Genomic DNA, 19,712 nt, shown 5'->3' on the forward strand with positions numbered 1-19,712 from the left:
CCCGAAAGGTTTGTGTTGGGCGGGGATTTTGAAACCAGTCGGGTATTAAGACAAGCCGAATTCTGCAATTCCCTCTGCTGCTACCTATTGCTTGCGGCTTGGGGGTTTGCCACACTGTACAATTACCGTCCCCGAACAGTTGAGTATGCAGATGAGTTTGTCCCCCTACGGCACCGAAATCGATACCCGCGTCTTCCCGGCCAGCTATGCCAAGGCACGCGAGGCTTGGTTGTCACTAATCACTGCGGTGACACACCCGCTAAGACACGAGATTTATCAATGCGCCGGACTGGGGCCGGAAGGCGAATCTTTGCTGACCGATACCGCCTGGATAGGCGATGAACAAGCGGAAAATGTGGTGGTGTGCCTTGCCGCGACGCACGGTGTGGAAGGCTTTGCGGGCAGCGCGATACAGCTTGATGTACTGCAAGGCTTAAGCAAACGCCTACTGGAGATTCCCAATGATACGGCGCTATTGCTGGTCCATGCCTTAACGCCCTGGGGCTACGCCTGGTCGCGGCGCTGCGACCGCGATGGCGTGGATTTGAATCGCAATGCGGTAGATTTTTCCCAGCTCTTGCCGGAGAACCCGGATTACGACAAGTTGCGGGAATGGCTATTTGTGGCGGATGCTGGACAAAGGCAGCTGGCGTTTGCCGATTTTAGCCGGCAATACGGCCGCGTCGCGCTGGAAAAAGCCATCAGCGGTGGCCAATACCGTGACCCGTCCGGGCCGTTTTACGGTGGCCGGGCGCCGGCGCATGGCCGGCTGGTCTGCGAGGATTTGATTCGACGTCACAATTTGACGCAACGCCGTCTAGCAGTGGTGGATTTACATACCGGCCTGGGGCCTTACGGTTACGGGGAGATTATTTGCGATCATCAGCCCGACAGTGCTGGCGCGACGGTCGCGCAAAGCTGGTACGGCGATTCGGTGACCTTGCCTTTAGCCGGCACGTCCAGCTCGGTGCCGAAACTGGGCTTGTTAGATTATCTCTGGCACGCCAACATGAATTCGCAAAGTTGTTATGTGACGCTGGAGTTTGGCACGTATAGCACCGACCATTTGTTTGAAGTGCTTCTGCGCGATCATCAACTGTGGGCCGCCGAGGATATTAACGATCAACGTTTTGCCCACAGCATGGTGATGCGTCAGCATTTTTGCCCCAACGATAATGCTTGGCAGGAGATGGTGTTGTTTCGGGCGCGGCAAGTGTTGGGTCAGGCGCTACGCGGGGTATCGTCGTGACGGCTTTAGCCAACGATTTGGCGGTGCGTCCGGCGCAAAGCGCCGATCTGGAGGGCTTGGTGGCTTTGGAAAATGCCAGCTTTGCCACCGATAAATTAAGCCGGCGCAGTTTTCGGCATTGGTTAAATTCCGATCATCGCGCTCTGTTACTGGCAGAATGGGCGGGGCTGGTGGTTGGCTATATTTTGATCATTTATCATCCCGGTACGCGCTTGGCGCGGATTTATTCGCTAGCCGTTTCCCCGCAGTTACGTGGCAAGGGCATAGCCAAGACCTTAATGCTGGCCGGCGAGCAAGCCGCGCACGACGATGGCCGCCTTTATCTGCGCCTGGAGGTGAGTGTGGATAACACGCCGGCCATCCGCCTTTACGAGGCGCTGGGCTTCCAAAAATTTGGTTTGTACCGCGACTATTACCAGGACCATAAAGATGCCTTGCGCTATCAAAAGCGCATCCGCCGTTATCGTGATACGCCGCAACATCGCTCGGTGCATTGGCTGCGGCAAACCACGCCGTTTACCTGCGGCCCGGCGGCGTTGATGATGGCGATGCACGCGCTGAATAAAACGTATTTGCCGTCGCGCGAGCAAGAAATCGAGTTATGGCGCGAAGCTACTACTATTTTCATGACCTCCGGTCACGGTGGTTGCCATCCCATAGGTTTGGCCTTGGCTGCCAAACGCCGGCAGTTTTCGGTGGAAGTATGGATTAATCAAACCGGCTCCTTGTTTATCGACAGTGTACGCAGCGATGATAAAAAACAGATCGTCGAGTTGGTCGATACCTGTTTCAAGCGCGAAGCGGCGGAGCAGGGCGTGGCGATCCATTACGCCAATGTCACACAGAATGATTTGATCGCCGCGTTTGAAGCTGGGGCAATTCCGATCATTTTGATCAGTACCTTTTCGATGGATAGAAAAAAAGCCCCGCATTGGGTGGTGGTGAGCGGTTTTGATAAGGATTGTTTGTACATGCACGATTCCGACCCGGACGACGGCCGGCAGAATGAGTTGGATTGCCAGTTTATCCCGATTGCCCGCGAAGACTTTGATCGGATGTCCTGTTTTGGTAAATCGAGGTTGCGGACGGCTGTCATTGTTTGGCCGGGTGCTTAGTTCGAGCTTTTCATTCTCAGCTGCTTGCGCAAGCGTTACAATTGCCTTAGCAACCTATCGATTCACGAGACTTTAACCCATGAACAACCAGCATCACGACGACAGCAAGAAAGTTAAAAATATTGCCGCGGTTTTGTATCTATTGGTGCTGACTTTTCTGGTCGGTGGTTCTTATCTGCATCAGCAGAGCGCGGATAGTGCTCAAGTCCCGGCAACGACTGCCGCGCAACCTTAAATTTCGCCCGATCAGCATTTTCGGACACGTCTCGCTGTACCGAAATTGACATCGCCCTGCAACAACAGTACCTTAGCCGGCTTTCTTTTAGAAGCCGTCTTTAAAATTCAGAATCTCAAGAGTGATTAATGGAAGAATTTCATCGTATTAGCCGCCTGCCGCCTTACGTTTTTAATATCGTCAACGAGCTGAAAGCCAAAGCCCGCGCGGAAGGCGAGGATGTCATTGATTTTGGCATGGGCAATCCGGACCAGCCCACCCCTAAACACATCCTCGACAAGATGTTGGAAGTGGCGCAACGCGACGATACCCATCGTTATTCGGTTTCCAAAGGCATTCCGCGCTTGCGCAAAGCGATTTGCGGTTGGTACAAACGGCGTTTTGACGTTGATCTGGATTTTAACACCGAAGCCATTGTCACCATAGGCTCTAAGGAAGGCTTGTCGCATCTGGCTTTAGCCACCCTGGGCCCCGGCGATGTGGTGTTGGTGCCGAACCCGGCTTACCCGATTCATCCCTATGGTGTAGTGATCGCCGGCGCAGATATTCGGCATGTGCCGTTGACCCCAGGCGTCGATTTTTTTGAGGAATTGCAAAAAGGCATCGCCGAATGCTGGCCTAAGCCGAAAATGTTGATTCTGAATTTTCCGGGCAATCCGACCTGCCAATGCGTGGAGCTGGATTTCTTCGAAAAAGTAGTGGCGATTTGTAAGGAACACAAGATCTGGATCGTTCACGACATTGCTTACGCCGACATCGTGTTTGACGGCTATGTGGCTCCGTCGATATTGCAGGTAGAAGGCGCGAAAGACATCGCCGTCGAATTTTTCTCCCTGTCAAAAAGCTACAACATGCCTGGCTGGCGCGTGGGTTTCATGTGCGGTAACCCCACTTTGGTGGCAGCCTTGACCCGGATTAAATCGTATATGGATTACGGCACGTTTACGCCGATTCAGGTGGCGGCGATTGCAGCGTTGGAAGGGCCGCAAGAGTGCGTGAAAGAAATTTGCGATATGTATAAAGCCCGCCGCGACGTGTTGTGCGACGGCTTGAATGCGATGGGCTGGCATGTCGAAAAACCCAAGGCCACCATGTTTGTCTGGGCCAAGATTCCGGAAGCGTACCGGGAAATGGGTTCCATCGAGTTTGCCAAGAAATTGATCATCGACGCCAAAGTGGCGGTGTCGCCAGGTATTGGTTTCGGTCAGCACGGCGACGATCACATCCGCTTCAGCTTGATCGAGAACGAGCACCGCACCCGCCAAGCCTTGCGCAGCATCCGTAATATGCTGAAAAAAGACAACGTAGTATAATCGCCGCCATTTTTGGGTATCACGTCAGGAGTCAGGTTTGAAGCCGGTAACAGTTGGGGTTTTGGGATTGGGTACCGTCGGTGGCGGCACCGTCAACGTACTGAAAAGGAATGCTGGGGAAATAGCTCGCCGGGCTGGCCGTGAAATCGTGGTCACCCGCGCTTCTGCGCGCGACCTGAACCGGACGCGAATTTGTGCGACTGACGGCATCACCTTGACGGCCGATCCGTTTGAAATCGTTAACGACCCGGACATCGATGTGGTCGTCGAACTGATAGGCGGCTACGATCTAGCTAAACAACTGGTGTTGACCGCGATTGCCAACGGCAAGCACGTGGTCACAGCCAATAAAGCCCTGATTGCCTTGCACGGCAACGAAATCTTCGCCGAAGCCAGTAAAAAAGGCGTGATGGTGATGTTCGAAGCGGCGGTGGCTGGCGGCATACCGATCATCAAAGCCATCCGCGAAGGCTTGGCCGGTAACCGCATCAAATGGCTGGCAGGCATCATCAACGGCACCGGCAACTTCATCCTCACCGAAATGCGCGACAAGGGCCGCGATTTTGCCGATGTCTTGGGCGAAGCGCAGGCTTTGGGTTACGCAGAAGCCGATCCTACCTTTGACGTGGAAGGCATCGATGCCGGTCACAAGCTGACCATACTCGCTTCAATTGCCTTCGGCATCCCGTTGCAGTTCGAAAAGGTGTTCACCGAAGGCATCACCAAAATCACCCGCTTGGACGTTGAATACGCCGAAGCGCTGGGTTATCGGATCAAAAACTTGGGTATCGCCCGCAAAACTGAGGAAGGCATCGAATTACGCGTGCATCCCACCTTGATTCCCAAACGCCGCTTGATCGCCAACGTTGATGGAGTGATGAACGCGGTGCTGGTCTGCGGTGATGCGGTCGGGCCGACCTTATATTACGGCGCTGGCGCCGGCGCGGAACCGACTGCGTCGGCGGTCGTCGCCGACCTGGTCGATGTGGTCAGAGCGATGACCAGCGATCCCGAAAATCGGGTGCCACACCTGGCTTTCCAGGCCGATGCCATTGCCGACATTCCGGTATTGCCGGTCGATGAGATTAAAACAGCATACTATCTGCGTTTGACCGCCGAGGATAAGCCCGGCGTGCTAGCCGACGTGAGTCGCATTTTGGCGGCGCACAACATCAGCATCGAAGCACTGATTCAAAAAGAACCGCCGCAAGGCGAGACTTCCGTGCCCATCATCATGCTGACGCAACTGACTCTGGAAAAAGAAATGAACGCCGCGATTGCGGCCATCGAAGCGCTGACGACGGTTAGCGGCAAAGTGGCGCGGATTCGCTTGGAAACTCTAGGATAAAAAATGGCAACGCAAACACGCTATACAGGCATTATCGAACGCTACCGCGACCGCTTGCCGGTCTCCGCCGACACCCGGCTGATCAGTCTTTGCGAGGGTAATACCCCGCTGATTCAACTGCAAAACATCCCGCGCTTGATCGGCAAGGATGTTGATATCTATGTGAAATTCGAAGGCTTGAATCCGACCGGTTCTTTTAAAGATCGCGGTATGACCATGGCAGTTACCAAGGCCGTGGAAGAGGGCAGTCAAGCCATTATCTGCGCGTCCACCGGCAATACCTCGGCCGCCGCTGCGGCGTATGCTGTGCGGGCTGGCATACGCGCCTTCGTTCTAATTCCTGAAGGCAAGATCGCGCTGGGCAAGTTGGCGCAAACCATGATGTACGGCGCGAAAATCATCCAGATCAAAGGCAACTTTGACGCCGGCATGTCTATCGTCAAGGAAATTGCGGATCATGCACCGGTAACCATCGTTAACTCGATCAATCCTTATCGGATCGACGGCCAAAAAACTGCCGCGTTCGAAATTGTCGATGCTTTGGGTGATGCCCCGGATTTCCATTGTTTGCCCGTGGGTAACGCCGGCAATATCACCGCGTACTGGAAGGGCTATAAAGAATATTCAACCGATACGGCCGCTCATAAAGCCGTGACCAAAAAACGTCCGGTGATGTGCGGCTATCAAGCCGCCGGCGCCGCGCCATTTTTGGCGGGCCATCCGGTGGAAAATCCGGAAACGGTCGCTACGGCCATTCGCATCGGTAATCCGCAATCCTGGGATGGAGCCTGGACCGCGCAGAAACAATCCGGTGGTTGGTTCGCATCGTTTACCGATCCGCAAATTCTGGCCGCGCAAAAAATGTTATCGGCCTACGAAGGTATTTTCTGCGAGCCGGCCTCCGCCACTTCGTTGGCAGGTGCCTTGCAAGACATCGCAAATGGCAACATCCCGGAAGGCAGTACCATCGTCTGTACCTTGACCGGCAACGGTATCAAAGACCCTGATATCGCCATCGCGCAATGCAAGGACGATCAACCGATCACGATAGACGCGACGCTCGATGCGGTGAAAAAAGCCATTCTGGATTCGATGTGAGTCTAGCGATGAGCATCGACAAGCCGGCAATTGCCGGCTTTTTTATTGCCTGATATGTATTTGCAAAGCGTTAAAAAAGTCATCCTGCCCAGACCGGTGCAGATTAAAAATCCGCACTTTGGCGAGATGGACCCGGTGCTGCAACGGATTTTTAGCAGCCGGGGCTTGCAGAGTGCCGATGAGCTGGATCGAAGTCTGGCGAGTTTGCCGTCGCCTTGGTTGCTGACCGGCATGAAGGAGATGGTCGAATATTTGGTGTCGGCTATCAAACAACAGCAACGGATTAGCGTGGTCGCCGATTTTGATGCCGATGGCGCCACCAGTTGCGCCTTGGCTCTAAAAGGCCTCGCACTGCTCGGGGCGAAAGCCGTGGATTTTGTGGTGCCCAACCGTTTTGAATACGGTTACGGCTTGACGCCGGAAATCGTTGAACTGGTGAAGCGGCAGAGCCCCGATATTATCGTTACCGTCGATAATGGCATATCCAGTATTGACGGTGTCAAAGCGGCCAAGGCCGCCGGTATCAAGGTGTTGATTACCGATCATCATTTACCGGGGGTGGAACTGCCGGACGCCGATGCTATCGTCAATCCCAATTTGCCTAACGATAAGTTTCCAAGCCGAAACATCGCCGGCGTAGGGGTGATGTTTTATATTTTGATGGCCTTGCGGATTCGCTTGCGCGAATTGCATTGGTTTGAAAAAGCCGGTATCCCCGAGCCGAATCTGGCGCGTTTGCTGGATTATGTGGCCTTGGGCACTGTCGCGGACGTGGTGGCTTTGGATCAGGTCAACCGGATCTTGGTACATCAAGGCTTATTGCGCATCCGTTCCGGGCAATGCCAGTCCGGCATCAAAGCTTTGGCCGAAGTGGCCGGCAAGCAATTGGCCGGGATTCATGCCAGCGATCTGGGTTTTTCCATCGCGCCACGCTTGAACGCTGCCGGACGGATGGACGATATGTCTTTAGGTATTCAGTGCTTGCTGACCGACGATGCCGGCTTAGCGCATGATATCGCCGAACAATTGCATGCTTTGAACCAAGACCGAAAAGAAGTCGAAGGCCAGATGAAGACCGAGGCGATGGTATTGCTCTCGGAAATGAAAGCTCTGGATGAAAAGCACGTGCCGGCTGGAGTGTGTTTATATGACGGTAATTGGCATCAAGGCGTGATCGGCATCTTGGCATCTCGGATCAAGGACCGCTTGCACAGGCCGGTGATCGCCTTTGCACCAGCCGATAATGGCGATATTAAAGGTTCGGCGCGTTCCATCTCCGGCGTGCATATCCGCGATGTGCTCAGTGAAATCGCTGCCAAACATCCGCAGATATTAAGCAAATTTGGCGGCCACGCGATGGCAGCGGGTCTGACGATTAAGCTACACGATTATCCGCATTTTGCGCTAGCCTTTGCCGAGACAGTGGCAGCGAAACTGGAGTTGGTGGATCTGGAACAGAAGGTCTATTCCGACGGTGAGCTGGATGAGCAACATATGACTTTGGCCTTCGCGGAAACGCTCCAGCAAGCGGCGGTATGGGGGCAAAGCTTTCCCGAGCCGGTATTCAATGGGGTATTCGATGTGATCCAATGCCGAATCGTCGGGCAGCAGCATTTAAAATTTGTGTTGCGCTTGCCGTTTAGCGGCCAGTTACTGGATGCAATCGCGTTTTTTGCCGATCACCCGGAAAAATGGTTGGGTTGCCGAAAAATCAACGCGGCCTATAAACTGGATATTAACGAATTTCGCGGCCAACGCAGCCTGCAACTGTTGTTACATTATCTGGAGAAATGGGAATAAGCGCCTATGTCTGAGAGATTGTTACGCTGGATAGACGCACATACACTGGCTTTGCTGCTGGCGATTATGCTGTTGCGCGGTGGATTTTTGCTGATCAACGGTTTTGATTTGATCGGTGACGAAAGCTATTACTGGGATTGGTCGCGCCGACCGGATTGGTGCTATTACAGCAAGCCGCCGATGATCGCCTGGCTGATAGGTGCGTTTACCTGGCTGTTGGGCGATTACACGTTTACCGTACGCTTGCCGGCCCTGTTGTTGGGCACGGTATTTCTAGGGTATTTTCACGCGACCGCCAAAGCATTTTACGGTGCGCGGGGTGGTGCCTTGGCGCTGTTGCTGGTGTTGGCGACGCCGATCAATGTGTTGGCCAACTTCCTGATGACCATCGATGCACCGCTGTATTGTTTCTGGATAATCACCGTTTACTATTTAAGACGGGCGCTGTTCGACAATCAGGCGCGCGCCTGGCTATGGGCCGGTTTGGCTAGCGCCGCCGCCTTGCTCAGCAAGCAATCGGCACTGATCTTACCGTTAATGTTGCTGATCTTTTTAGCCTTGGATAAGCAACGCCGAGGTTTGTTGAAAAAAGAGTTTCTGATTTATTTAAGCCCTATTGTGATCGCGGCAGTGCCGATTTTATGGTGGAACCAACAGCACGATTGGGTGATGTTCGGGCATAGCAAAGGCCATTTCGGTAACCATGAACCGGTCAGCGTGCTCAAGCATTTACAATGGGCTCGAGATTTTCTGCTTTATCAGCTATTACTCGTTTCGCCGGTGCTGTTTGTGCTGGTGTTGATTAGCAGCGCGCAAGCGGCGTTCAATTTTAAACGCCTGACTGCGGAGCAACGGTTTTTATTATTGATGGGGCCAGCCTTGTTACTGGGCGTTTTGCTGCTCAGTGTGCTGCAAAAAGCCCAAGGTAATTGGCCTATGCCGTTTTATTTTACCGGCTTGATTTTGTTGGCCGGCAACTGGTTGGCTGGTGCCTGGAAAAAAGCCTTGAAATACGGCATCGTACTGGGTTTGGTGATGGTACTGTTGACCTATTCGCTGCCCATCGTGTTACAAGTGTTTAAATTGCAAAACACGGCGTTCGATCCCACCAAGCGTTTTAACAGCTGGCAGGAGTTGGCGATTGACGTGCATTTCGAGCGCTTGATCAGTCTGCCCAATCTGGATAATACCTTTGTGGTGGCCTTGGGCCATCGTTATCTGGCGAGCGAGTTGGCGTTTTATTTGCCCGATCATCCCCAGGTTTATCGTTATGAAACCAGTGGTTTGGTGACGTCGCAGTACGAAGTTTGGCCCGGTCCGCATGGGTTTGTCGGCAAAAAGGGCTTTGTGGTCGGTGAAACCTCGGAGGAAAACCTACCCGCGGAATTGAAAGCGGCGTTTCAAAATTTTCGCTTCTTGGCGCAAATCCCCAATCCTGCCAAGCCGAATTCCCCGTATTACCTGTACTTAGGTGAAAATCTGAAGTTTTGGCCGGAAACCGTCCGGCTAACATTAGATAAGGAAAGCTATGCCCCATCTGAAAATTAGACGCGCGCGCAACGAACTCATGCTCGTGTTGCTATTGGCGGCACTGACCACACTATTGTTCGGGCTGACTGACCTGGATTTACGCCTGGCGGCCTTGTTTTATCATCCGGAAAATTCCGGGGATGTCTGGCCGACCCAGCATTGGTGGCCATGGAAACTGCTGTATGACTACGCTTTTCCGTTCACCTTGTGGGCAGGTTTGATCGCGTTGGCGGTTTATGTTCTGAGTCATTTCCACGCTTCTACGCAGCGTTTTCGCAGGAAGGCCTTATATATTCTGCTGGTCATCGCTTTAGGTCCGGGCTTGGTGGTCAATCTTATCGTTAAAGATCATTGGGGAAGACCCCGGCCGGTGCATGTTAGCCAGTTCGGCGGCGAGTATCAGTATGTGCCGCCTGCCAAATTTGGCCACACCCCGGATAAGTCTTTCGTCTGCGGCCACTGTTCGGTGGGCTATACATTTTTTGTATTGTATTTTTTGTCGCAAAACCACAAAGCCATTTATTTTCTGCTGACGATAGTCTTGGCTTGGACCTTGGGCTTTACTCGAATGACCTCGGGCGGACATTTTGCGTCGGATATTTTGTGGTCCGGATACCTGGTATTTTTAGTGGCTTATGCCTTGTACTATGGTTGGTATATTCGAATAAAACCGGACGTGAAGATCGCGCAATGACGGTGGCAATCAAGATTTGGGTGGATGCGGATGCCTGTCCTAATTTGATCAAAACCGTTTTGTTCCGCGTCGCCCAAAAAAGGCAGTTGGAATTGCTGCTGATTGCCAATCAAAGCATCGCCGCGCCACCATCCCGTTACATCAAATCCATTCGCGTCAGCGGCGGTTTCGATGTCGCTGATGATTATATCGTCGAGCATCTGCGGGCCGGCGATCTGGCGATTACCGGTGATATTCCGCTGGCCGCAAAAATCTTAGCCAAGCAGGGGTTTGTGATTAATCCGCGTGGCGAAGCGTATACGGTCGAGAATATCGGTGAGAAACTGGCCATGCGTGATTTTATGGAAGGCTTGCGCGACAACGGTTTGGCATCCGGTGGTGCGGCGGCGATGACGGCCAAAGATGTCCAAAATTTCGCCAACGCGCTGGATAGATTTTTGGCCGCCCGGCAAATATAACAGGCTGAGTTTTCAGGGTTAGCTTGATATAATGCCCCGGTTTTATATACCTAAACACGAGAGATTTGCATGATTCAAGGTAGTATCGTTGCGCTGGTAACCCCGATGATGGAAGACGGTGCGGTGGATGAAGCCAGTCTGAAACGGCTGGTCGAATTTCATATAGAGCAAGGGACTGACGCATTGGTGGCGGTCGGTACGACGGGTGAATCGGCAACTCTGGATGAAGACGAACATTGCGCAGTCATTAAACTTATCGTCGACTGCGTGGGCGGACGGATACCGGTCATCGCCGGCACCGGTGCCAATTGCACCCGCGAAGCGATACACCTGACTCAAAAAGCCAAGCAAGCTGGTGCGGACGCCTGTTTGCTGGTCACACCTTATTACAACAAACCGACCCAGGAAGGCTTGTACCTGCATTACAAAGCCATCGCCGAAGCGGTCGATATTCCGCAAATTCTGTACAACGTGCCGGGGCGCACCGCCTGCGACTTGTTGCCGGAAACCGTGGGCAGACTGGCGAAAATCGATAACATCGTGGGTGTGAAGGAAGCGACCGGCAAGTTGGAAAGGGTTAAACAAATCCGCGATTTAACCGGCGGCGATTTTGCGCTGTATACCGGCGACGACGCCACCAGCTGCGAATTTTGTTTGCTGGGCGGCAACGGCAGCATTACCGTGACCGGCAACGTGGCGCCCAAACTGGTCCATGAAATGTTGGCAGCGGCGATGGCGGGTGATCGCGCGACTGCCGAGGCGATAGATGCCAAATTGACGGGTTTGCACAGCAGCCTGTTCATACAATCCAACCCCATTCCGGTCAAATGGGCGGTGGCGGAAATGGGTTTGATGGGCCAAGGTATTCGATTGCCTTTGACTTGGCTGACCGAGGAATGTTTCGCTACCGTGCGCGCGGCGATGCGTCAAGCCGGCGTTTTATAACCATGAAAACTCGCCTATATGGTCGTCTGGCGCTGGTTTCGGCGTTGCTGTTGAACGCCTCGTGCAGCACCATCAAGAGCTGGTTTCCGGATAAGGAAAGAGATTATCAGTTTACTACCGAAATCCCCGAATTAGTCGTCCCGGACGATCTGAAAACCAAGACCTTGGCGACCCGCCCGGTAAGCAATACGCCGGAACCTGCATCAGAGCCGATGCGGCAGGAGCCTGTCCGATCCGCGGCAGCCGCCGTAGAACCGGCGCCCAGTAAGCCGGAAAAAACCGAAGCTAAAGACACTGTCGCGGCAGCCGGTTCCGGGAAAAGCGTGCAAGCGGCCGGCAGCAGTGGCGTCAGCAGTTTACAAATCGATCAATCCGCCACTCAGGCGTGGTGGATAGTCGGCAAAGCCTTGAGCCGGCAAAAATTGGAAGTGGTCGAGCGGAATATGGACAAAGGCTATTTCTTCGTCAAATACGATCCTGACGCGATTAAGCCTGAAGACGGTTCCATTCTGGACGAAATCACTTTTTTATTCGGCGACGATCCTAGCCAGGAACAGGAATACCGGATAAGCCTGCATCAACTCGATGAATTGCTTACCGAAGTGACGGTGCAAGATAGTGACGGCAAAACCCTGTCAAATGTCGCTGCGACCTCCTTGCTCAGATTAATCACCGAAGGCATCAACCAGGATATACCCAGCAATAACGCTGACAAGTCGGACAAAGCCACCGACAACACCGCGGCGCCATAAAATCGCCGCATTGTTTGCGGTTTGGGGCTTACCGTGTTTTATCTCCGGAATGTCCTGTATTTACTCTTTTAGCTATAAAAAACCACTCAAACACAGCCCATGTTGACCCTATCCGGAACTTCCGCTCTTTCCCGTTTTCGTATTGAAAAACTGCTGACTGAACTGCAGACAGTGGACGGCAGCATTACTGCTGTTAGTGCCCGGTTTCTGCATTTCGTGCAAATCGATGGTCAGCTAACCGCCGAGCAATTGGCGATGCTGGAACGCTTGCTCGATTATGGTCAAAGCGAGGAAAACAGCGAAAATGCGGCGGTGGAAGAGGGTGGTGAATCACCTGAACCCCAGTTTGTCTCCTTGTGGGTGGTGCCGCGTTTGGGCACTATTTCGCCTTGGTCTAGCAAGGCTTCTGAAATAGCCGAGCGTTGCGGCCTAACTGCGGTAAAGCGCATTGAGCGCGGTATCGAATATCGCTTTACCACTACCGCCCCTTTGGGCGATGCCGTTAAACACCAACTGGCGTCTTTACTGCACGATAGAATGATTCAGCAAGTGGTTTACGATCAAGCAGAACTTGATTTGTTTGCCGAGCATGATCCAAAGTCGCTACAAACTGTGGCTATCATCGAGCAGGGCAGGGATGCATTGGTTAAAGCCAACGCTGAGTTAGGCATGGCTTTGTCGGCCGATGAGATCGATTATTTGACCGAGAGCTTCATCAATATAGGCCGCAACCCGACCGACGTGGAGCTGATGATGTTCGCACAGGCCAACTCGGAACACTGCCGGCATAAAATTTTCAACGCCAGTTGGACGATAGACGGTGAAGAGCAAGCCAAGTCTTTGTTCGCGATGATCCGCAACACTCACACGCTGAACCCGCAAGGCGTGCTGTCGGCCTACAGTGACAACTCGTCGGTGCTGGAAGGCCCGACCGCGCAGGTGTTCATCCGCGATGCGGCGAATAACTATGCCTACGGCTATGTCGAAGAACAGGCGCACATGCTGATGAAGGTGGAAACCCACAATCATCCGACCGCAATTTCACCGCATCCCGGCGCAGCGACCGGTTCCGGCGGCGAGATTCGCGATGAAGGCGCCACTGGCCGAGGTTCGGCGACCAAGGCCGGTTTGACCGGTTTCAGCGTCTCGCATCTGAAAATCCCCGGGTTTTCGCAACCTTGGGAAGCAGATTACGGCAAACCCGAGCGTATTGTTTCGGCGTTGGACATCATGCTGGAAGGCCCCATCGGCGGCGCGGCGTTCAATAACGAATTCGGCCGGCCCAATATCGCCGGCTATTTCCGCAGCTTCGAACAAGCCTCCGAGACTGGCGAGCCCAACCAATATCGCGGCTACCACAAACCGATCATGATCGCCGGCGGCATGGGCAACATCCGGCCGATGCTGGTGGATAAACATCCTATTCCGGCTGGCTCGTTGATCGTCATCCTTGGCGGCCCGGCGATGTTGATCGGTTTGGGTGGCGGAGCGGCATCGTCGCAGACCTCCGGCGAAAGTGCGGCGGAATTGGATTTCGCGTCCGTTCAACGCGAAAATCCGGAAATGGAACGCCGTTGCCAGGAAGTGATCAACCACTGTAATTCCTTGGGTGAGAATACGCCGATTGTTTCAATTCATGATATAGGCGCCGGCGGCTTGTCCAACGCAGTACCGGAAATTATTCACGACTGTGATCGTGGCGGTCGTTTTGAATTGCGCAAGGTGCAGAACGCCGACAAAGGCATGTCGCCGATGCAAATCTGGTGCAACGAAGCCCAGGAGCGCTATGTGGTGGCGATCAAGCCGGAGTCGCTGGCATTATTCGAATCCTTTTGTAAACGCGAGCATTGTCTGTATGCAGTCATCGGTCATGCCACCGATGAGGAGCATCTGACGCTGAGCGATGAATGGCTGGGTGGTAAACCCGTTGACCTGCCGATGTCGGTATTGTTCGGCAAGCCACCGAAAATGCACAGAAACGTCCAGCGTTTGACCAAGAATTTGCCCGACTTGCAACTAGACAATGTCGAGTTGGCCGAAGCGGTGAAACGGGTCTTGGCGTTTCCAGCCGTAGCGGACAAGAGCTTCTTGATTCACATCGGTGACCGCTCAGTGACGGGTTTGGTCGCTCGCGACCAGATGGTCGGCCCCTGGCAAGTGCCGGTGGCTGATGTTGCGGCCACCGCGTCCGGCTTTTATGCCCACACTGGCGAAGCGATGGCTATGGGTGAGCGCACACCCTTGGCTTTGATCGACGGCCCGGCGTCGGGTCGCATGGCGATAGGCGAGGCGTTGACCAACTTGGCAGCGGCCCGTATCGGCAAGCTAAACGATGTCAAACTGTCCGCCAACTGGATGGCTGCTTGCGGCAGTCCTGGTGAAGACGCCGCGCTGTTCGATACCGTCAAGGCAGTCGGTATGGAATTGTGCCCGGAATTGGGCATTGCGATTCCGGTAGGCAAGGATTCGCTGTCTATGAAAAGCGTGTGGCATGAGAAGACCATGACCTCGCCGCTGTCTCTGATCATCACTGCCTTCGCGCCGGTGCAGGATGTGCGTCGTACACTCACTCCCGAGTTGAAAAATGCCGATAGCGTGTTGCTGTTGATCGATCTTGGCCGGGGCAAGAACCGTCTCGGCGGTTCGGTGCTGGCCCAAGTTTACAATCAGCTCGGTAACCAGACACCGGATTTGGACGACGCGAGTTTGTTCAAGCGTTTCTTCGACACCATTCAAGGCTTGAACGAACAAGGGCTGATTCTGGCTTACCATGATCGGGCCGACGGTGGTTTGCTGGCAACTGTGACCGAAATGCTGTTCGCTAGTCGTATAGGCGTTGAATTAGATATTTCCGAATTGGCCGGCGACGCGCTGGCGACCTTGTTTAATGAGGAATTGGGCGCGGTGCTGCAAATAAAAACGGCTGAGTTGGATCATGTCGCGCGACTGTTGGATCAGGCCGGGCTGGACGAATTTACCCATATAGTCGGTAAATTAAGTTCAGATCAAAAGTTACGAATCGTCCGCAACGGCAAGGAAATTTACAGCGCGAAACGCGCGGAATTGCAACAAACCTGGTCGGAAGTCAGCTTCAGGATGCAAGCCTTGCGCGACAATCCCGATTGCGCGCGGCAACAATTCGAACGGATCGCTGACGACAACGATCCGGGCTTGTCGGCTAATTTAACTTATGACATCAACGATAACATCGCGGCGAAATTTGTGGACGCGGCCCGACCCAAAGTCGCGATTTTGCGGGAGCAAGGTGTCAACGGCCATGTGGAAATGGCGGCAGCCTTCGATAGAGCCGGTTTCGCGGCTATCGATGTGCACATGACCGACATCATCAGCGGCAGAGTGTCGCTGGCCGATTTTACCGGTCTGGTGGCTTGTGGCGGTTTTTCTTATGGTGACGTGCTAGGTGCGGGCGGCGGTTGGGCCAAATCGATTTTATTCAACCCGAAAGCGCGCGACGAATTTGCCGCGTTTTTTGCACGTCCCGATACGTTTGGCTTGGGTGTTTGCAACGGCTGTCAGATGATGTCCGGCCTGAAGGATATTATTCCCGGTGCGGAACACTGGCCGCAGTTCAAACGTAATCTGTCCGAACAATTTGAAGCGCGGGTAGCGATGGTCAAAGTGCAGGCGTCGCCGTCGATTTTCTTTCAAGGCATGGCGGGTTCGATACTGCCGGTCGTGGTGGCGCATGGGGAAGGCCGCGCCGAGTTCGATTCCGAAAACCCTGCCGGAGCCGAGGTTGCGATCAATTATGTCGATAACTACGGCAAGGAAACCGAAGCCTTTCCGGCCAACCCGAACGGCTCGCCGCTGGGGATTACCGGGTTAACCACCGCCGACGGCCGTTTTACCATCATGATGCCGCATCCGGAGCGTTGCTTCAGAGCGATACAAAATTCCTGGCATCCAGCAGAGTGGCAGGAAGATGGCGCGTGGTTGCGGATGTTCAGAAATGCCCGGGTTTGGGTAGGCTGAGTTAACGCCGAGGCTTTCGTTTGGTTAAATATGATCGAGCTTGAGTAAGAAACGTCCGGAGTCTCTCAATAATTAAGAGGCTCCAATTTGCAGGTCTCACCGCCAGGAAATAAATAAGAATTTTTCCTATAGCTGTGTGGGAAGCTAGACGGGATAATAGAAGGTTTTCAACGCACTCCACGTTATGAGCCTTCGCTACCAGATTATCTGTCGCATCCTGCTGTCTTCGGTTTGTATTTTGGTGTTGGGAGGAGCGATTGCGGTCTGGCAAGCGCGCCAAGCGGTCGAGAAGGAGGTGGATGCCTCGATTCATCTGGCCTTGCAGCTGATCACCTTGGGCATTACCGATACCCCGGTATTTCAACAAAGCGATGATTTATCACGCTTCAGCGCCTTGCGGCAAACGCGGCATTTGAGCATTCAATTGCAAAAGCCGGATGGACAACTGATCCATTTCGCCGGCGAAAATCAACCGACCAATCCCGAAGAAATGCCGCCCAGCTGGTTTATCCGCTTGGTAAAGGGTGATTATCCCAAGGTCGAGCACCAATTGAATATGCAGGACGGCAAGTTGTTGACTCTGATTATTCAGGCTCAACCACTCGATGAAATCACCGAAGTCTGGCAGGAAAGCGTGGCGTTTTTTGCGTCGATTTCCTTGTTGACCATGTTGACCTTCCTGGCGGTCAATCTGGTATTTAATAAGTCGTTGCAATCGATTGCGGTCATCGTCGATACCTTGCGTCTGATCGAAACTGGTCAATATCGGCAACAATTGCCGCCGTTTTCCACGCAGGAATTCGATGATATTGCCAAGGCAATCAATCATATGACGGTTGAATTGGAAAAAACCCGCCAGGAAAATCGCGCATTGACGCAGCATTCGCTAGCCATTCAGGAAGAAGAGCGCCAACGTCTGTCGCAGGAGTTGCATGACGAATTTGGCCAATCCCTGACAGCTATTAAAGTGATGGCCGTTACGGCAGCGCATCGCAAAGCCGACGCGGCGAAAATAACCTCAACAATCTCGGAAATTTGCGATCACTTAATGACCGTGGTGCGTTCGATGATGCAGCAATTGCATCCTCTGGTCTTGACCGAGTTGGGATTGAAGGCCACTTTGGAAGAGATGGTTAATCATTGGTCGGAACGCAATGCCGACCTGCGGCTGACGATTCGCTGTAGCGACGCCGTGGACGGTTTGGATAAAAATCTGACTATTCAGGTATTTCGGGTAATTCAAGAGTGTTTGACCAACGTGGTGCGCCATGCGCAAGCGCACAGTGTGACTATCGACTTGGAAAAGCTCGAGCTACCGCAGGCGTATTTGCAACTTAAAGTGCAGGATGACGGACGCGGCTGCGATTTGCAGACAACCAGTCATGGCTTTGGTTTACTGGGCATAAAAGAACGCATCAAGTCGCTGGACGGCGAACTGCAGGTGTTGTCTCGCCCTGGTTCAGGTATGTTGGTTAATGCACGAATCCCACTCGTATGAATAACAAGATAAAAATCGTGTTGGTGGACGACCACCTGGTAGTGCGGGCTGGTTTTAAAATGCTGTTGGCTGCCGGGGATAGTGTCGAAGTCATTGGCGAAGCCGAGCGTGGTGAGCAGGCTATTCAGCTTTATCAAGAATTGCAGCCTGATATGTTGGTGATGGATTTGTCCATGCCGGGGATTGGCGGTTTGGAAACTATTCGGCGGATCATTCAGCGCGATAGTGAGGCAAGAATTTTAGTTTTTAGTGTGCATCATGAACAAGTTTATGTCAGCCGGGCATTGGCAGCCGGAGCACAGGGTTATATCACTAAAAATAGCGCTCCCGGTATTCTTGCCGAAGCGATAGCGGCAATTATGGCTGGCCAACAGTATGTCGAGCGCGGTTTGGTCAAGGGCGGCGGGGAAGAACGGCAGCACACCGGTTATCAAGCGATAATCGCTGGTTTCTCTGCACGCGAGTTCGATGTATTTAGTTTGCTAGCCCAAGGCTTGACGGTGCATAAGATCGCCGATCAACTGTGTCTGGGCCATAAAACCGTGGCGAATTACGCCACGCAAATCAAGAAAAAGCTACAGGTGGACACGACCACCGAGCTTGCTCATATTGCGGTCAATTTGGGGATGACGGCGCGCTGATATTCGGTTTAGGGAGCGGCGGATTTTAGCGGGGCTTAAATAGCGAGGCTGGTTAGCAATCGTTCAGGCAAATAAATTCGTCTGAACGATTATTGAAAATTATGTTTCTTAATCCAGAAGGCCGTCGAGCTCAGATTTAACCGCTAGAACATCCGGCAATTTTTCCTTAAGAAGTTGCTCCGATAGACCTAAAATTGCGGTGACTTGATTGGGTAGCGAGGCTAAAATCTGATTTTCATCGAAACCCTGGTCTTGGTAATCGCTGATTGCATGGGCGAGGAAAACTGCGCAAGCTAGGTTGTTAGGGGTGTCCGTGGCTAAAGGTTCCGCCGATTGTTCGATGGTTTCGACTAATTCGTCAGCAAATTTCCAGCGACGGCAAAGCTCCGCGCAAACCGCCGGGCTGGTATAGCCCAAGCGCCTCTTCTCAATTTCCAGTCTAACGTTGCCGTTTTTCACATGCTGATCAATTTCGTTGGCTTCACGGGGACTGCCAATGTGAATGAGTAGGTTGCCCAGATTGCTGATCAGCCCGGCAGTATAGGCGATGTCGGCTGCTAGGCCCGCTTGGGCGGCGAACCATCTTGCATAACCTGCTGTGCGAAAACTATTCCGCCAGCTTTGTTTGACATCGAAATTATCCAATTGCGGTACCACGCCGACAATCCCGGATGCGATCACCAAGGTTTTCAGCTGGTTCATGCCCAGTAAGGTGATGGCTTCATCTATGGAGCCAATTTTACGGGATAAACCAAAATGCGCGGAGTTAACCAAACGCAGGATCTTTAAAACAATCACCTGTTCTTTTTCCACGTTTTTGGCTATATCGAGCATATCCGCGTTGGGATTGTTTAGCTGATTGATGAGGGATCTTACGACTTCGGGTACTTGCGGAATTTTGTGGATTTCATCGAACAGTTGGTTCATTTTTGTGGGCATGTCTTCATCCTTAAGCTACGAAATTGTAATTATTTTTAGAGAATTATAGCCAGCCTCGGCGAACAAACCGTACAAATTTGACATCGGTTCTGCGCTCGGCGCAG

16 protein-coding genes are annotated in these 19,712 nt (G+C 53.0%); 15 read left to right on the plus strand and 1 reads right to left on the minus strand.

Annotation, left to right across the window (positions count from 1 at the left end; translation table 11 throughout):
* The first annotated feature begins 151 nt into the window (after positions 1–151).
* The 15 genes from EBB_RS19395 to EBB_RS19465 all read left to right on the plus strand — a co-directional run bounded on the left by EBB_RS19395 (position 152) and on the right by EBB_RS19465 (position 18,669).
* Positions 152–1,249, plus strand: a complete 1,098-nt coding sequence (locus EBB_RS19395) for a DUF2817 domain-containing protein (RefSeq protein ID WP_306790027.1) — start codon at positions 152–154, stop codon at positions 1,247–1,249.
* Entirely contained in the window at positions 1,246–2,364 is a 1,119-nt protein-coding gene (locus EBB_RS19400) for a GNAT family N-acetyltransferase/peptidase C39 family protein (RefSeq protein ID WP_192395396.1), read from the plus strand. The genes EBB_RS19395 and EBB_RS19400 overlap by 4 nt, the downstream gene beginning before the upstream one ends.
* A gap of 79 nt (positions 2,365–2,443) precedes the next feature.
* Complete coding sequence (locus EBB_RS19405; protein ID WP_165385966.1) at positions 2,444–2,599, plus strand: hypothetical protein; 156 nt, start codon at positions 2,444–2,446, stop codon at positions 2,597–2,599.
* Positions 2,600–2,727: 128 nt separating this feature from the next.
* A complete protein-coding gene (gene alaC / locus EBB_RS19410; protein WP_192395397.1) occupies positions 2,728–3,912 on the plus strand; it encodes an alanine transaminase in 1,185 nt (394 codons plus the stop codon).
* A gap of 37 nt (positions 3,913–3,949) precedes the next feature.
* Positions 3,950–5,260 carry a homoserine dehydrogenase gene (locus EBB_RS19415; RefSeq protein WP_192395398.1) on the plus strand — a complete coding sequence of 437 codons (1,311 nt, stop codon included), beginning with the start codon at positions 3,950–3,952 and terminating at the stop codon, positions 5,258–5,260.
* Positions 5,261–5,263: 3 nt separating this feature from the next.
* Complete coding sequence (gene thrC / locus EBB_RS19420) at positions 5,264–6,358, plus strand: threonine synthase (protein WP_192395399.1); 1,095 nt, start codon at positions 5,264–5,266, stop codon at positions 6,356–6,358.
* Between the two features lie 54 nt (positions 6,359–6,412).
* Complete coding sequence (gene recJ, locus EBB_RS19425; RefSeq protein WP_192395400.1) at positions 6,413–8,158, plus strand: single-stranded-DNA-specific exonuclease RecJ; 1,746 nt, start codon at positions 6,413–6,415, stop codon at positions 8,156–8,158.
* 6 nt (positions 8,159–8,164) lie between these two features.
* Complete coding sequence (locus EBB_RS19430) at positions 8,165–9,706, plus strand: ArnT family glycosyltransferase (protein ID WP_225587605.1); 1,542 nt, start codon at positions 8,165–8,167, stop codon at positions 9,704–9,706.
* Positions 9,687–10,382 (plus strand): phosphatase PAP2 family protein, encoded by a 696-nt coding sequence (locus EBB_RS19435; protein WP_192395401.1) that lies wholly within the window; start codon positions 9,687–9,689, stop codon positions 10,380–10,382. The genes EBB_RS19430 and EBB_RS19435 overlap by 20 nt, the downstream gene beginning before the upstream one ends.
* The gene (locus EBB_RS19440; RefSeq protein ID WP_192395402.1) at positions 10,379–10,840 is read left to right on the plus strand and encodes a YaiI/YqxD family protein; all 462 of its coding nucleotides are present in this window, start codon (positions 10,379–10,381) and stop codon (positions 10,838–10,840) included. Before EBB_RS19435 ends, EBB_RS19440 begins: the two co-directional genes overlap by 4 nt.
* Positions 10,841–10,909: 69 nt before the next feature.
* Entirely contained in the window at positions 10,910–11,785 is an 876-nt protein-coding gene (gene dapA, locus EBB_RS19445; protein ID WP_192395403.1) for a 4-hydroxy-tetrahydrodipicolinate synthase, read from the plus strand.
* Positions 11,786–11,787: 2 nt separating this feature from the next.
* Positions 11,788–12,537 (plus strand): NlpB/DapX family lipoprotein, encoded by a 750-nt coding sequence (bamC, locus tag EBB_RS19450; protein WP_192395404.1) that lies wholly within the window; start codon positions 11,788–11,790, stop codon positions 12,535–12,537.
* 99 nt (positions 12,538–12,636) lie between these two features.
* Positions 12,637–16,530, plus strand: a complete 3,894-nt coding sequence (purL, locus tag EBB_RS19455; RefSeq protein WP_192395405.1) for a phosphoribosylformylglycinamidine synthase — start codon at positions 12,637–12,639, stop codon at positions 16,528–16,530.
* A 184-nt stretch (positions 16,531–16,714) separates the two neighbouring features.
* Positions 16,715–18,028, plus strand: a complete 1,314-nt coding sequence (locus EBB_RS19460) for a sensor histidine kinase (protein WP_192395406.1) — start codon at positions 16,715–16,717, stop codon at positions 18,026–18,028.
* A complete protein-coding gene (locus tag EBB_RS19465) occupies positions 18,025–18,669 on the plus strand; it encodes a response regulator transcription factor (RefSeq protein ID WP_192395407.1) in 645 nt (214 codons plus the stop codon). The genes EBB_RS19460 and EBB_RS19465 overlap by 4 nt, the downstream gene beginning before the upstream one ends.
* A 108-nt stretch (positions 18,670–18,777) precedes the next feature.
* Here EBB_RS19465 and EBB_RS19470 read toward each other — a convergent pair whose 3' ends face one another.
* Positions 18,778–19,608: an HDOD domain-containing protein gene (locus tag EBB_RS19470; protein WP_192395408.1), complete on the minus strand. Its 831-nt coding sequence runs from the start codon at positions 19,606–19,608 to the stop codon at positions 18,778–18,780.
* Positions 19,609–19,712 lie beyond the last annotated feature (104 nt).

The organism is Methylomonas fluvii (assembly GCF_014850975.1).
Taxonomy (GTDB): Bacteria; Pseudomonadota; Gammaproteobacteria; order Methylococcales; family Methylomonadaceae; genus Methylomonas; species Methylomonas fluvii.

Bases quoted from the DNA above. Each gene is read 5' to 3' on its own strand.
- EBB_RS19395 (WP_306790027.1), top strand. From the start codon at position 152: ATGAGTTTGTCCCCCTACGGCACCGAAATCGATACCCGCGTCTTCCCG.
- EBB_RS19405 (WP_165385966.1), top strand. From the start codon at position 2,444: ATGAACAACCAGCATCACGACGACAGCAAGAAAGTTAAAAATATTGCC.
- alaC (WP_192395397.1), top strand. From the start codon at position 2,728: ATGGAAGAATTTCATCGTATTAGCCGCCTGCCGCCTTACGTTTTTAAT.
- thrC (WP_192395399.1), top strand. From the start codon at position 5,264: ATGGCAACGCAAACACGCTATACAGGCATTATCGAACGCTACCGCGAC.
- recJ (WP_192395400.1), top strand. From the start codon at position 6,413: ATGTATTTGCAAAGCGTTAAAAAAGTCATCCTGCCCAGACCGGTGCAG.
- EBB_RS19430 (WP_225587605.1), top strand. From the start codon at position 8,165: ATGTCTGAGAGATTGTTACGCTGGATAGACGCACATACACTGGCTTTG.
- EBB_RS19435 (WP_192395401.1), top strand. From the start codon at position 9,687: ATGCCCCATCTGAAAATTAGACGCGCGCGCAACGAACTCATGCTCGTG.
- EBB_RS19440 (WP_192395402.1), top strand. From the start codon at position 10,379: ATGACGGTGGCAATCAAGATTTGGGTGGATGCGGATGCCTGTCCTAAT.
- dapA (WP_192395403.1), top strand. From the start codon at position 10,910: ATGATTCAAGGTAGTATCGTTGCGCTGGTAACCCCGATGATGGAAGAC.
- bamC (WP_192395404.1), top strand. From the start codon at position 11,788: ATGAAAACTCGCCTATATGGTCGTCTGGCGCTGGTTTCGGCGTTGCTG.
- purL (WP_192395405.1), top strand. From the start codon at position 12,637: ATGTTGACCCTATCCGGAACTTCCGCTCTTTCCCGTTTTCGTATTGAA.
- EBB_RS19460 (WP_192395406.1), top strand. From the start codon at position 16,715: ATGAGCCTTCGCTACCAGATTATCTGTCGCATCCTGCTGTCTTCGGTT.
- EBB_RS19465 (WP_192395407.1), top strand. From the start codon at position 18,025: ATGAATAACAAGATAAAAATCGTGTTGGTGGACGACCACCTGGTAGTG.
- EBB_RS19470 (WP_192395408.1), bottom strand. From the start codon at position 19,608: ATGCCCACAAAAATGAACCAACTGTTCGATGAAATCCACAAAATTCCG.